This window comes from Segniliparus rotundus DSM 44985 (assembly GCF_000092825.1).
GTDB lineage: Bacteria > Actinomycetota > Actinomycetes > Mycobacteriales > Mycobacteriaceae > Segniliparus > Segniliparus rotundus.
On the sequence record NC_014168.1, the window covers coordinates 14708 to 27205 of the forward strand.

General features: G+C 67.0%; 16 protein-coding genes. 13 read left to right on the forward strand and 3 right to left on the reverse strand.

The features are described from left to right. The first annotated feature begins 18 nt into the window (after window positions 1-18). From sigM to SROT_RS00120, 11 genes are all read left to right on the forward strand, one after another. Entirely contained in the window at window positions 19-627 is a 609-nt protein-coding gene (sigM, locus tag SROT_RS00070) for an RNA polymerase sigma factor SigM (protein ID WP_013136961.1), read from the forward strand. Window positions 628-829: 202 nt separating this feature from the next. Continuing rightward, window positions 830-1654 (forward strand): hypothetical protein, encoded by an 825-nt coding sequence (locus SROT_RS00075; RefSeq protein WP_013136962.1) that lies wholly within the window; start codon window positions 830-832, stop codon window positions 1652-1654. Window positions 1655-1850: 196 nt separating this feature from the next. Then, a complete protein-coding gene (gene trxB / locus SROT_RS00080) occupies window positions 1851-2822 on the forward strand; it encodes a thioredoxin-disulfide reductase (RefSeq protein ID WP_013136963.1) in 972 nt (323 codons plus the stop codon). A 54-nt stretch (window positions 2823-2876) separates the two neighbouring features. Next, on the forward strand, window positions 2877-3206 hold the full coding sequence (gene trxA, locus SROT_RS00085) for a thioredoxin (protein ID WP_013136964.1): 330 nt from the start codon (window positions 2877-2879) through the stop codon (window positions 3204-3206). A 218-nt stretch (window positions 3207-3424) separates the two neighbouring features. Next, a complete protein-coding gene (locus SROT_RS00090) occupies window positions 3425-4633 on the forward strand; it encodes an N-acetylmuramoyl-L-alanine amidase (protein WP_013136965.1) in 1209 nt (402 codons plus the stop codon). A 115-nt stretch (window positions 4634-4748) separates the two neighbouring features. Next, window positions 4749-6068 carry an NAD(P)/FAD-dependent oxidoreductase gene (locus SROT_RS00095; RefSeq protein WP_013136966.1) on the forward strand — a complete coding sequence of 440 codons (1320 nt, stop codon included), beginning with the start codon at window positions 4749-4751 and terminating at the stop codon, window positions 6066-6068. After that, entirely contained in the window at window positions 6062-6763 is a 702-nt protein-coding gene (locus SROT_RS00100) for a DUF1365 domain-containing protein (RefSeq protein WP_013136967.1), read from the forward strand. Before SROT_RS00095 ends, SROT_RS00100 begins: the two co-directional genes overlap by 7 nt. Continuing rightward, on the forward strand, window positions 6760-8046 hold the full coding sequence (locus SROT_RS00105) for a class I SAM-dependent methyltransferase (protein WP_013136968.1): 1287 nt from the start codon (window positions 6760-6762) through the stop codon (window positions 8044-8046). The genes SROT_RS00100 and SROT_RS00105 overlap by 4 nt, the downstream gene beginning before the upstream one ends. Beyond that, window positions 8043-8837, forward strand: a complete 795-nt coding sequence (locus SROT_RS00110) for a DUF1295 domain-containing protein (RefSeq protein ID WP_013136969.1) — start codon at window positions 8043-8045, stop codon at window positions 8835-8837. Before SROT_RS00105 ends, SROT_RS00110 begins: the two co-directional genes overlap by 4 nt. Next, window positions 8819-9466 carry an ECF RNA polymerase sigma factor SigK gene (gene sigK, locus SROT_RS00115; RefSeq protein ID WP_013136970.1) on the forward strand — a complete coding sequence of 216 codons (648 nt, stop codon included), beginning with the start codon at window positions 8819-8821 and terminating at the stop codon, window positions 9464-9466. Before SROT_RS00110 ends, sigK begins: the two co-directional genes overlap by 19 nt. After that, window positions 9463-10173 carry an anti-sigma factor gene (locus tag SROT_RS00120; protein WP_013136971.1) on the forward strand — a complete coding sequence of 237 codons (711 nt, stop codon included), beginning with the start codon at window positions 9463-9465 and terminating at the stop codon, window positions 10171-10173. Before sigK ends, SROT_RS00120 begins: the two co-directional genes overlap by 4 nt. Before the next feature lie 24 nt (window positions 10174-10197). Here SROT_RS00120 and SROT_RS00125 read toward each other — a convergent pair whose 3' ends face one another. Together SROT_RS00125 and SROT_RS15870 are read right to left on the reverse strand one after the other, a co-directional pair. Then, entirely contained in the window at window positions 10198-10950 is a 753-nt protein-coding gene (locus SROT_RS00125) for a DUF2334 domain-containing protein (protein WP_013136972.1), read from the reverse strand. Window positions 10951-11168: 218 nt separating this feature from the next. Further along, window positions 11169-11462: a helix-turn-helix domain-containing protein gene (locus SROT_RS15870; RefSeq protein WP_013136973.1), complete on the reverse strand. Its 294-nt coding sequence runs from the start codon at window positions 11460-11462 to the stop codon at window positions 11169-11171. Between the two features lie 123 nt (window positions 11463-11585). Here SROT_RS15870 and SROT_RS00135 point away from each other — a divergent pair, with 123 nt between their 5' ends. Continuing rightward, the gene (locus SROT_RS00135) at window positions 11586-11795 is read left to right on the forward strand and encodes a helix-turn-helix domain-containing protein (RefSeq protein WP_013136974.1); all 210 of its coding nucleotides are present in this window, start codon (window positions 11586-11588) and stop codon (window positions 11793-11795) included. Window positions 11796-11814: 19 nt separating this feature from the next. On the opposite strand, the gene SROT_RS00140 is transcribed toward SROT_RS00135, so the two are convergent. Further along, a complete protein-coding gene (locus SROT_RS00140; protein WP_013136975.1) occupies window positions 11815-12105 on the reverse strand; it encodes a hypothetical protein in 291 nt (96 codons plus the stop codon). 146 nt (window positions 12106-12251) lie between these two features. On the opposite strand from SROT_RS00140, the gene SROT_RS00145 reads away from it, so the two are divergent. Beyond that, window positions 12252-12491: a hypothetical protein gene (locus SROT_RS00145; RefSeq protein ID WP_013136976.1), complete on the forward strand. Its 240-nt coding sequence runs from the start codon at window positions 12252-12254 to the stop codon at window positions 12489-12491. Window positions 12492-12498: the final 7 nt, after the last annotated feature.

The window sequence follows — 12498 nt, forward strand, 5'->3', positions numbered from 1 at the left end:
AAGGAACCGAGGCCTGGGATGACGTCGAACCTGTTCGAGCCGCAGGACGATGAGGGGCCGGGCGACAAGGAACTCCTGCAGGCGCACGTCGCGGGCGACAAGCGGGCGTTCGCCACGCTCTTCCGGCGGCACTACAACCGCATGTGGGCGGTGGCGTTGAGGACCTGCTTCAATCCGGAGGAGGCCGCCGAAGCGATCCAAGAGGCCATGCTGTCCGCGCATCAGGCCGCGTCCTCGTTCCGAGGCGACGCGGCGGTGAGCACTTGGTTGCACAGGATCGTTGTGAACGCCTGCCTGGACCGGGCGCGCAGACAGCGCAGCAGGCCGCCTGCCGTTCCGCTTCCGGAGGAGGAAGAGCTGGAGAAAACCTCGTTGCGCCAGCGCCCGGACAACGACACGGCGCTCTCGCTCGCGGTGAGGGACGCGTTGAACGCGCTGCCCTACGAGCACCGCGTCGTGCTGGTCGCGGTGGATGTGGAAGGCTACTCCGTCGAGGAAGCGGCCCGTTTGCTCGACATCCCGCAGGGCACTGTGAAGAGCAGATGCGCGCGCGGCAGAGCCAAACTCGCCAAGCAACTTGGATTTCTTCGAAAAGAAGGGAACCAATCGGGCTCCGCGAACGTCTAACCCTTCAAGGGCGTGAAAAGGCTCTTGGCCGCGAGCGGACGAGAAGCCCGTCCCGGGCCCCTGTGCCAGGCAGAGAAGCCAGGCGTAAAAACGAGCATAGAGACAAAAACGAGCACATCGCTGTGCTCCGCCAACGGGCAGATAAGTTTGGCAGACACATGCCAGGGACCGCAGGGTTCTTGAGAAAAGAAAGAGGTGAGCTATGGCGACGAGCGATCAGCCGGGAAACACCCCCGGCGATGACCGCGCGGGGAAGGCCGGGTTCTCCGAGGACCATGGTCCTGAGCTGTCTGTGGAGACATTGGCTCTGCTGCACGCCGACGCCTTGGAAGGCGCCGAGCGCGACCGGGCGAAGGCACAAGCGGCCGCCGACCCCGCCGCCCAGGCGGTGCTCGCCGGGCTCGACATGGTCTGCGCCCAGTTGCGCCGATTGGACCACGCCGCACCCCCCGCTGAGCAGATGCCGGAGTTCCTCGCGCGCCGCATGGACCGCGAGCTCGCGAAATTGAGCGAGACGCCGGAGGCTCGCCGCCGCCGGTGGACGGCCGCGGCGAGTGTCGGCTCTGTCGCGGCGGCGGCCGCGGTGCTCTCGTTGGTCACCTATGCCGCGTGGCCCAGGCAGGAGCAGGACTCCCCGCAGCCCCAGGCGCAGCCGGAGCCGTCCGCCGCGCAGGAGACGAGCGCTGAGGCGACCGAGCCGCTCTTGGCGTCCGTCGACAACCGGTTCACGATCGAACGCAAGGACTTCAGCACGCTGCTGCGCTCGGGCGGCTCCTTCAAGGACCTCGGCCCGCTTTCGGACGAAGCGATCCGGGGCGACTGCCTCGCCGCGAACGGCTTCCCGGCGGACCAGCAGCTCGTGGCGGCGGGCCGGATCAAGCGAGGCGACAAAGAAGGCATCTTCATGATGATCCCGACGCCCGCCATGCGCGGCGGGGCTCCGGGGATGACCGTCCTCGTCGTCGGCTCCGAGTGCCGAGCCGGGATTCCGGCGACCTTGTCGAAGCAAGTCCTCAGCCGGAACTAATCCGGCCGCCTGTCGGGCGGTCTGCCAGGTTTTCGGCGCGCGCAGACGTTCGTGTCCTGCTCTTTCGTCCGCGCCGCCGCCCTCGGCCTGGTGCGCCGTCCCGAGGGGCGAGCGCGGCGGCGCAGGCAGATGTGACGGACGGCTCTGCATTAGACTGGGCGGGAATAACCCCCGTCCGCGCAATGTTGGAGGCTGCATGCCAGAAACGCTCGAGAACCTCATCATCATCGGGTCCGGCCCAGCCGGGTACACCGCTGCTGTGTATGCGGCTCGGGCGCAGCTGAATCCGCTGGTCTTCGAAGGGACGCAATTCGGCGGCTCGCTGATGACCACGACGGAGGTCGAGAACTTCCCCGGCTTCCAAGAAGGCGTCCAAGGCCCCGATTTGATGGTCGAGATGCGTTCGCAGGCGGAACGGTTCGGCGCTCGGCTGCAGACCAAGGACGTCGAGTGGGTCGAGCTGGGCGGCGACCGCAAGCTGGTGCATGTCGACGGCGAGGTCCACGCAGCCCGCGCCGTGATCCTCGCGATGGGCGCCGCTCCTCGCTATCTCGGCGTGCCGGGCGAGCAAGAGCTGCTCGGCCGGGGCGTGAGCTCCTGCGCGACCTGCGACGGATTCTTCTTCAAGGACCAAGACATCGCCGTGATCGGCGGCGGCGACTCGGCGATGGAGGAGGCGACCTTCCTGACGCGGTTCGCGAAATCGGTGACCCTCATCCACCGGCGGGACGAGTTCCGGGCCTCCAGAATCATGCTGGAGCGGGCCAAGTCGAACCCGAAGATCAAGTTCGTCCTGGGAGCCTCGGTCTCGCGAGTCCTCGGTTCGACCTCGGTGACCGGCGTCGAATTGTCGCACGTCGCAACTGGGCAGACTTCCGAACTCCCGGTGACCGGGCTTTTCGTCGCCATCGGGCACGACCCGAGGGCCGAGTTGGTCGTCGGACAGGTCGATCAAGACGAGGACGGCTACGTGAAGGTCCAAGCGCCCTCGTCGGCGACCTCGACGCCAGGCGTGTTCGCGGCGGGCGACCTCGTCGACCGGCATTACCGCCAAGCCATCACCGCGGCAGGCTCGGGCTGCGTCGCCGCCATTGACGCGGAGCGCTGGCTCGCCGCCGCGGAAACCGCGCAGGCCGCGCCGCGGCACGCGCTCTCCGCACAGCACTGAACCGCACAACACGGAATTTGACAAGCGCACCGCACACAAGAAAGGCATCGCACCGTGGCTGATTCTGAATCGAAAACACTGACCGTCACCGACAATTCCTTCGCCCAAGACGTTTTGGCGAGCGAGCAGCCGGTCCTGGTGGACTTTTGGGCCGCGTGGTGCGGGCCGTGCCGCATGGTCGCCCCAGTCCTTGAGGAGATCGCGAAAGAGCAGGCGGGCAAGCTTGTCGTCGCCAAGCTCGATGTGGACGCGAACCCCAAGACGAGCACCAAGTACGACGTGAACTCCATCCCGAACCTCATCCTGTTCCAGAACGGCGAGCCGGTCAAACAGATCATCGGCGCGAAACCGAAAGCGGCCATCCTGCGCGAACTGGGCTTGTAAGACGCTGCGAGGGGCCTGCCCCTCGCAGCGTCCTCGTCTGCGCAAGGGATTGGGCTTTGGCGGCGCATGCGGTCGCGTTCAGGTCACGGCAGGGGAGCTTCTTCGCCCTGGCCACGCCAAGCAGATCAGCCGATTCGTTGAGCAGCGCCGATTGGCTTATGCTTACTGTTATTGACAGTTGTGCAGCGACTGCTCGAACCGGAAGGCTCTTGACGAGTATGGTGTTTCTCCGCCGCGGCGATATCGGCCCCGAGGTGGTCGCTGTGCGCGCCATTCTCGAAGAGCTGGGCTTTCTGCGAAGTTCGAACGGCTCGCCGGACCAGGGCGCCGCGCACGACGGGCTGACGCCCGACGCTTCGGGGCAGGAGGCCAGAGTCGAAGCCCTCTTCGACGCGGAGCTCGACCTCGCGGTGCGCGCCTTCCAACAACACCGGGGCATGCTGGTGGACGGGATCATCGGTCCCGCGACCTCGCAGTGCTTGCGCGAAGCCTCCTTCCGGCTCGGAGCCCGCGTCACCAGCTATCAGCCCAGCGCCCCGATGGTCGGCGACGATGTGGCGGATTTGCAGGCCCGACTGCACGACCTCGGTTTTTATATGGGGCTGGTGGACGGGTATTTCGGCCCTAAGACGCATAACGGCCTGATGAGCTATCAACGCGAGTTCGGCCTCACCCCGGACGGGATCTGCGGGCCCGCGACGTTGCGCTCGCTGAACTTCCTCGGCTCCAGGGTGACTGGCGGCTCCGCCCATGAATTGCACGAACGCGAGCTGATGCGGCTGTCCGGGCCCAGGCTCGAGGGCAAACGCATCGTCATCGACCCAGGGTGCGGCGCGGACAAGCCAGGGCTGGTGGTGATGGGCGCGCATGGGCCGACCAGCGAGGCGGACGTGCTCTGGGACCTCGCCACCCGGTTGGAGGGTCGCATGGTGGCGACGGGGATGGAGGCGGGTTTTTCCCGCTCCCACGCGCACAGCCCCACCGACGAGGAGCGCGCCCAGACCGCGAACTCGTACGGGGCGGACATCGTGCTCGCCCTCCGGTGCGCCACCCACGAGAGCCCGATGGCGAACGGGGTCGCGTGCTTTTATTTCGGCAATTCGCTCGGATACGACTCAGCGGTGGGCAAGCAGCTCGCCGAACTGATCCAACGCGAACTTGTGGCCCGCACGCCGCTGCGGGACTGCCGCACCCACGGCCGGACGTGGCCGATCTTGCGGACGACCAGGATGCCGAGCGTGCAGATCAACATCGGCTACCTCAGCAACCCCGCCGACCGCGCTTTCTTGTCCGAGCCGAGCGGGCGCGACATCATCGCCGAAGGGATCTTGGTCGCCGTCAAACGGCTCTATTTGTTGGGCCGGGGCGATTCTCCCACCGGCTCGCTCACCTTTGAAGACCTGCTCCTGCACGAGCAACGAGCGTGATCGAGGCACGCCGCCGGGCGGGGCGCCCCCAGCCTGACGTGGCGGCGGCGCGCGGGCCGCGCAATGTCTGCCAGAGCGCGCCCGTCCAAACCTGCCGCGGCTCCGAATACTCGGTATGAACGTCCCCCGCGTCCCTCCTCGCGCCGTCGCGGTCATCGGCAGCGGCGTCGCCGGCCTCACGGCGGCGTACGTGCTCTCCCGCAGTTGCAAGGTCGTCCTGTACGAGGCCGACAACCGGATTGGCGGGCATGCGCACACCCATCTCGTCGAACAGGGCGACGGGTCCTCCGTGGCGGTGGACTCCGCCTTCCTCGTCCACAACGACCGCACCTACCCCACGCTCTGCCGCTTGTTCCAAGAACTCGGGGTCGCCACCCAAGAGACCGACATGTCGATGTCGGTGCGGGCCGAGCGCAGCGGATTCGAGTACGCGGGCTCGCGAGGCGTGCGCGGCCTGTTCCCCTCCCTGGGCGCGGTCCAGCCGCGTCACATCATGATGCTGGCCGAAGTCGCCAAGTTCCACCGCGCCGCCGCGCAGCTGCTGCGCAGCGGCCCCGACGAGGAGGAGCCGCTCGGGGAATTCCTCGCCCGGCACTCGTTCTCCCGGCGGTTCACCGACTATTTCATGACGCCGCTCGTGGCCGCGGTGTGGTCCTGCGACCCGCGCGACGCGTTGCGCTACCCGGCGCGTTTCTTATTCGTCTTCCTCGAACACCACGGGATGCTCTCCGTGTTCGGGTCCCCGACATGGCGCACCGTGACCGGCGGCTCGGCCCGGTATGTCGAGCGGATCGCCGCCCGATTGTCCGAGGTGCGCACGAACGCCCCCGTGCGCTCGGTGCGGCGCGTCGCGGGCGGCGTGAGCGTCCAAGCCGCAGCGGAACCGCCCCGGCATTTCGACGCCGCGGTGATCGCCGCCCATTCGGACCAGGCCTTGGCGATGCTGGCCGAGCCCACCGCCGACGAACGCCGAATACTGGGGAAGATGGCCTACTCCACGAACCACGCCCAACTGCACACCGACGCGTCGCTGCTGCCGAAGCACAGATTCGCGAGGGCCTCGTGGAACTACCTCATCCCCGCCGCCGCGCACGGCAGCGAAGGCGTGTTGGTCACCTACGACATTTCGAGGCTGATGCGTGTTCGAGGGGCGGACGGGCGGCGCTTTTTGGTCTCATTGGGCGCCGAGCGCCGCGTCGCGCCCGAATCCGTCATCGCGGAAATGACCTACCACCACCCGCTGTACACGCCGGAATTCGTCGCCGCCCAACGGTCCCTGCCGACGCTCGGCGACGACCGCGTGGTCTTCGCGGGCGCCTACCACGGTTGGGGCTTCCACGAGGACGGCGCCGCTTCCGGGCTTCGGGCGGCGCAACGGTTGGGAGCCGACTGGAAGACCGCGGAGGCGGGCCGGGAGGAGCTGGCGCAATGCTGACCCCGAAGCTCTACCGGACGGAGATCGCGCACACCCGGTTGTCGCCGATCCGCCATGAATTCCGCTACCGCGGCTACAGCTGGCACGTCGACGTGGACAACCTGCCGAGGCTGCCGCTGTGGTTGCGCCCGTTCGCCGGCTTCCAAGCCAAAGACCATTTCACCGGCCAGCCGCAGGCTTCCCTGCGCGAGCGGGTGGACGCTTGTTTGGCGGCCAACGGGCTCGAACCGCCCGGCGGCCCCGTGACCGCCCTTGTGCAGGCGAGAGTGCTCGGCTATGTGTTCAATCCGCTCAGCCTGTATTGGTGCCACGACACAGAGGGCCGGTTGCGCCACATCATCGCGGAAGTCCACAACACCTACGGCGGTCGCCACGCCTACCCGTTCCAGCCCGACGACAAAGGCGGGGCGACGCTGGCGAAGGAGTTCTACGTGTCGCCGTTCAACCCCGTGGACGGGCACTACTGCATACGAGCCCCCGAGCCAGAAACCGACTTGGACGTCTCCGTGGTCCTGCGCCGCGCCGGAGCCGCCGTGTTCGTGGCGACCATGCGCGGGAAGGCGCTGCCCGCGACGGCAGGGCGACTGGCCCGGTTGCAGTTGGCCGCGCCGCTGGCCCCCCTGGTCGGATCGCTGCGAATCCGCAAGCAGGGGATCATGCTGTGGTTGCGAGGACTGAAGGTGGTGCCCCGATGAGCCCGAACCCCGTTCTGACGCAGCCCCCGGGGCTTCTCGTCGACGCGCAGCGCTGGCCCGACGTGGCAAGCGTGCCCAAAGGCCCTGTGGCCGCCATCGGCTCCAAGGTTGCTTTGAGGCTGTTGTGCCAGGCCGCCGAGCGGTTCTCGGTACGGTTGGCGCGCCCGGACGGCACGGCGCTGGGGACCGGGCGGGTCGCGGCGGGGGCCCCGGTGATCGTCGTCCGCCAGCCCGACCGCCTGGGCCGTCGTCTCGCCCGGCACGGCCTCATCGGATTCGGCGAGTCGTACATGGCGGGGGAGTGGGACTCCCCCGACCTTGTGGCCGCGCTCACCGCGCTCGCGGCCGGCATGGCGCACCTGGTGCCGCGCCGACTGCAACGGCTGCGCCCGTTGGTTTTGGCCCGCCAGCCAAAGGCGCAGCGCAACAGCCTGTCCCAGGCCCAGCGCAATATCGCCCAGCACTACGATCTGTCCAACGAGCTGTTCGCCGCGTTCCTCGACGAGACCATGGTGTACTCCAGCGCGCTCTTCGAACAGCTCCCCGCGACCCAGGACGAGCTGCCCGAAGCCCAACGGCGCAAAGTGGACCGCCTGTTGGACTTGGCGGGCGTCCGCGCGGGGTCGCGGGTGCTGGAAATCGGCACCGGATGGGGCGAGCTGTGCCTGCGCGCCGCGCAGCGCGGCGCGACCGTCCGTTCGGTGACGCTCTCCTGCGAGCAGCGCGAGCTCGCCCTCGACCGGGTCCGGCGGGCCGGGTTCGCCGACCAGGTCGCCGTGGACCTGTGCGATTACCGCAGCGTCGACGGCCAATACGACTGCGTCGTGTCCGTCGAAATGGTGGAAGCGGTGGGGCGCGAGTACTGGCCGACGTATTTCCGCGCGCTGGACCGGCTCGTCGTCCCTGGGGGGCGGGTCGCCATCCAGGCCATCACCATGCCGCACGACCGGATGCTCGCATCGCGCCGCACGCACACCTGGGTGCAGAAATATATTTTCCCCGGCGGCCTGCTGCCGTCCACCGAGGCGATCTCCGACGTCACCGCCCGGCACACCGCGCTGCGCACCGTCGAGCGGACTTCCTTGAGACCGCACTACGCCCAAACCCTCCAGCTGTGGCGCGAACGTTTCCTCGCCAGCGGCGACCGCGTCGCCGCGCTCGGTTTCGACCACGTCTTCCAACGGATGTGGGAACTGTATCTCGCCTACTCCGAAGCGGGCTTCCGATCCGGTTACCTCGACGTCCAACAATGGGTTTTCATCCGAGAAGGAGCACGCCGATGACCGTCTTGCACAACTTCGCCGCGGTCGCCGCGGCCACCGCTGCCGTCCTCGCCGCAGTGCAAGCAGCAGCCTTCGCGGTCGGCCGCAAAATCGGGCGCTACAACGTCGTCGACGTCGCGTGGGGGCTCGGCTTCGCCCTGGCGGCCGCCGTCGCGGCGGCCGTCGGGCAGGGCGACTTGCCCCGGCGAGTCCTGTTCGCCGCTTTGATCGCCCTGTGGGGGCTGCGTTTGAGCTGGCACATGCACCGCAAATCCGCCGGTCGAGGCGAGGACCCCCGCTACGAGGCGCTTTTAGAGCGCAAGGGCGGGGCTTCGACATGGAACATCATCGTCCAGGTTTTCGTGATCCAGGGTCTCGCGCAATGGTTCGTCTCGCTCCCGGTCCAGCTCTCCGCAGTCCTCGGGCCCACCCCTCGGGCATTCTTCCCCGCCCTGGTCGCCGGTGTCGGCCTGTACACGGCAGGCGTGCTGTTCGAGGCAGTCGGCGACTGGCAGTTGCGGGCGTTCAAAAGCAACCCGGACAACCGGGGCCGGATCATGGACGTCGGACTGTGGCGATGGACCCGCCACCCCAACTATTTCGGCGACTCTTGCGTCTGGTGGGGGCTGTGGCTCTGCTCCCTGGCATGCCCCGCAAGCCTCGCCACCGTGCTTTCCCCGGCGCTCATGACCTATTTCCTCGTCCACGCCACCGGCGCGCGGCTTTTGGAGCGGCACATGGCTGATCGACCCGGGTACCGCGAATACCAACAACGGACCTCGTTCTTCGTGCCATGGCCGCCACGATCCTGAAACCCACGACGGCGGCGGCCGCAGGCATTAGGCTGGCAGCCGATGATCGGAATGTCACGGTGAGCGCCGAGCTGGACCGTCTCTTGGCGCGGGTCGCGGATGGCGACGCGGACGCTTTCGCCTCGTTCTACGACCAAACCAAGGCGAGGGTGTTCGGTTTGGTCCTGCGGGTGCTGCGGGACCAGGGGTACAGCGAGGAGACCGTCCAAGAGGTCTACCTCCAGGTGTGGCGTTCCGCGAGCGCGTTCCACCCCGAAGCGGGCTCCGCGCTTTCCTGGGTGCTCACCTTGGCGCATCGGCGGGCGGTGGACCGCGTCCGCGCCGAACACAGCGCCGCGCGACGCGACCTGCAATACGGATCGGCCATGTCGTCGCCCGCGTTCGACGAGGTCGTGGACACCGCGTTGCGCCGCGACGAGCAGCGCCAGGTCGTTCGCTGCCTCAGCGTCTTGAGCGAAGCGCAGCGACGTTGCCTCGAGCTCGCCTATTACGACGGGCTGACTTACCAACAAGTCGCGGAGGGCCTCGCGACCAGCCTTTCCACCGTGAAATCCCGGATGCGGGACGGGTTGGCGCGACTGCGGGGTTGTTTGCGCGCCAACGCGGACGAAGCAGGTGAGCCCGCATGAGCAGACCAGGCGAACCCCCCGCAGGCCTGCTCGGCCTCGCCGCGCCGTACGCGCTGCACGCCGTCAGCGACACAGAACGCGCCGCCATCGAGCGGGCGCTGCGCGAAGCCGACCCGGCCGAGGCCCAGGCGTTCCGAAACGAAGTGCGCCGCATCCACGAGACCATGGCCGACGTCGCCGCGCTCACGGCAGTCGAACCGCCGGAGCGCCTGAAAGCGCGCATCGTCGCCGCCACTGCCCAAACCCGGCCGAAATGGTTCCAGCGAACCTCCTTGCGCGTGGCGGCGGTCGCCGCCACGCTCCTCGTCGGGCTGGCTGCCGGCGCGGGATGGATGCTCTTGGGCCGCAGCCCAGCGCCCCCGTCTGCTGCCGCCCGCATCCTCGCAGCCCCCGACGTCCGGGCAGTGAGCGGCGCGATTCCCGGCGGCGGCACGGCCACCGTGGTGTTCTCCCCCGAATTGCACAAAGCGGTTCTGGTGATGAACGACGTCGCGCCCCCACGGCCAGGGACCGTCTACGAACTCTGGCTCGTCGGCCCGAACGGGCCAGAACCAGCTGGCACCATGGACGCGCACGCCATATCGCCGTCCACCACCGCCGTGATCGACAACCTGGGCGACTCCACCGTGGTCGGCCTCTCCGTGGAACCGCCCGGCGGCTCCCGCAAGCCCACCGGAGCGATGTTCGCCGAACTGCGGCTCGCCTGAACAGCGGGCCGGTGTGCCCGTCTGTTATGCGACGTCCGTCACCAGCGCGGCGAACCGCGGACCGCCCCCCGTGGTCGAGACTCCCAGAAGGTCCGTGTAGCGCACCGGCCGCACGCCGCGTTCCAACGCCAGCCCGAGAGCTTCGAAGAACAGCCCGCGCACGCTTTCCGTTTCCAAGTGTTTCCCCGAAATCGCAAGCTGCGCCAGCTCGCCCCGGCGCCCGCTGCGCCACGCCCAGAAACTCACCACGCGCCGCTGCCACGACTCATATTTGGGCCGGGGCGCGAAAAGCCGCGCAGGCCGTGCCGCCCCCGCTCGGACTTCGAGCACCGAATCGGCGCGGACAAGCTGATGAAAGCCCAATGCGGGCAGCACAGCCTGCGCGCCAGGGGAAGCCGCCCACTCAGGCGGGGCGAACAGCCTCGTGCGCAGACCAAGATGATCCATCATCCGGTCCGCGGCCGTCAGCCGCAGCCGCGCCTCATACTCGGGCAACGCCGCGAACTCCGCTTTCCGCCGTTTCGTCGCCGCCTGGTCGTAGCCGTGCAACACGATCGCGTCGCCGTGCGCCCGGCGCTCCCGCAGCCAATCCGCCGTGCCCGGATCTTTGGCCAGCTTGTACTTCCCAGGTAGTTTCGGCGCCACCAGCAGCGACAACGGAACGCCCCGCGCATCGAGCAGTTCGGCGAAAGCACGCGCCTGGCCGAGCGTCGTGTCCCGGATGCCCGACAGCGACACCACAATCTCCGCGGCAGTGTCCTTTGGCTCCGTGTCCATGTCCTTGACCTTGCCATTCGTGCGTGTCGTCACCGCTGCCGCAACATGGACGCAGGGTCATCATGAGATGAACATGGGACGAAACCGCAGTTGAAGGCGTCCACCCGAGGTTCGCGCCCGCAGATCCGGTTGGCGTTCACGCCGCCCGGTGCGCTACCATGGTCCCTCGCGTCACGCGCACCTGGCCCCTTTAGCTCAGTCGGTAGAGCTACGGACTTTTAATCCGAAGATCCGTAAGTTCCCGCGCTGGGGCCGTCCGGGCCACCGTTTTTGTTCGGGTCTTGCCCAGTCAGAAGCCAGGTGGCGGGAACCCCGGTAGCAAGCGCCCATTGATAGATGACGTGCTGCTTTGGGGAAGTGTGCCCACGTTCCGCGTTGCGGATAGTCCTAACGCTGATGCCTGTTCTTTCCGCGAGCTGGCTTTGTTCCAGTCCAGCTTCCATGCGTGCGATGAGAAGCCGGTACTTCAAGGAGATCTCGGGGGATGTTCCTGAGTCGTAAATGGCTAACATGCCGACCACTCTATGCCATAGTTGGCAAAGCGTCAACCAGAGGCAGCATTTATGTATGAAGCAGCAACACGCCGCTAAATTACAGTGTTGCCGCTATCGGCAACACTGTGGTAGGATAAATCCATGCCGCACAGCGAAGACCTCCTTTCGATCACGGATGTGGTCGAGCAGACGGGCATCTCGCGGCGAACCATCCTCTACCACATCCACAAAGGGCGACTGACGGCAGAACCGCGCCCCTCTGGTGGACGCGGGGCATGGCTCATCGCACCACTTGAACTGCGTAAATACCTGGAATCACAGGATCAATGCGCCGTGAAGCAGAGCGCGTGAGGGGGTTGGGATGAGGCGTTTATGTGCCCTGTTGGGGCGTTTCAAGGGCCGCGAGGCGGGTTTCAAGGTCAATGACCCTGCCTTCCAGCTTGACAACCGCGCCGAGCACGACGCTAAGGCTGGCCCCGACCAGAGCGAGCTTCTTGGCTTCCTCCCTAGGGTCTTCGGTTTTGACCTTGACGTTTTCAAGGGCGATGTTCGCGGTGGCGTTCGACAGCAGATGCTTGATCTCGGCGCTAATCGTGTAGTCAGCGGGGATTTCGGCGTTGGTGATCGTGGCCCAACCATTGAAAAAGTTCTCGATCGACATACAGATGCTCCTCTCGGGGAAAAACAGTCAACGAGCCCTGAGAGTACAGAAGCCCGTCGCCAATAGGCGGCAGGCTGAACAAAAAGAAAGGACCGGGCCGACGTGGAAATTGTCCCGATCCTTACCGATTATCAAAGGAGATAACCGTGAACTACGGTAGCACGCCCTACGGCTCAGGGCAAGGGAAGTCCCTTGAGGAGGTGCTGGACATCGCCGGAATCGTCCACAAGGCACTACGCCTCCCGTTCGCGCACCACCCGGTGGTTGCCGCGCACATCCGCGACGTGACGGCGCGTTTGGAGGAGTGGGAGTCGATGTTCCTGCCCGATGAGGAGATCCCGTTCGTTGGTGTGGACCGTGGCGAGATCACGGGGGCGTCGGCATGAGCGGGGG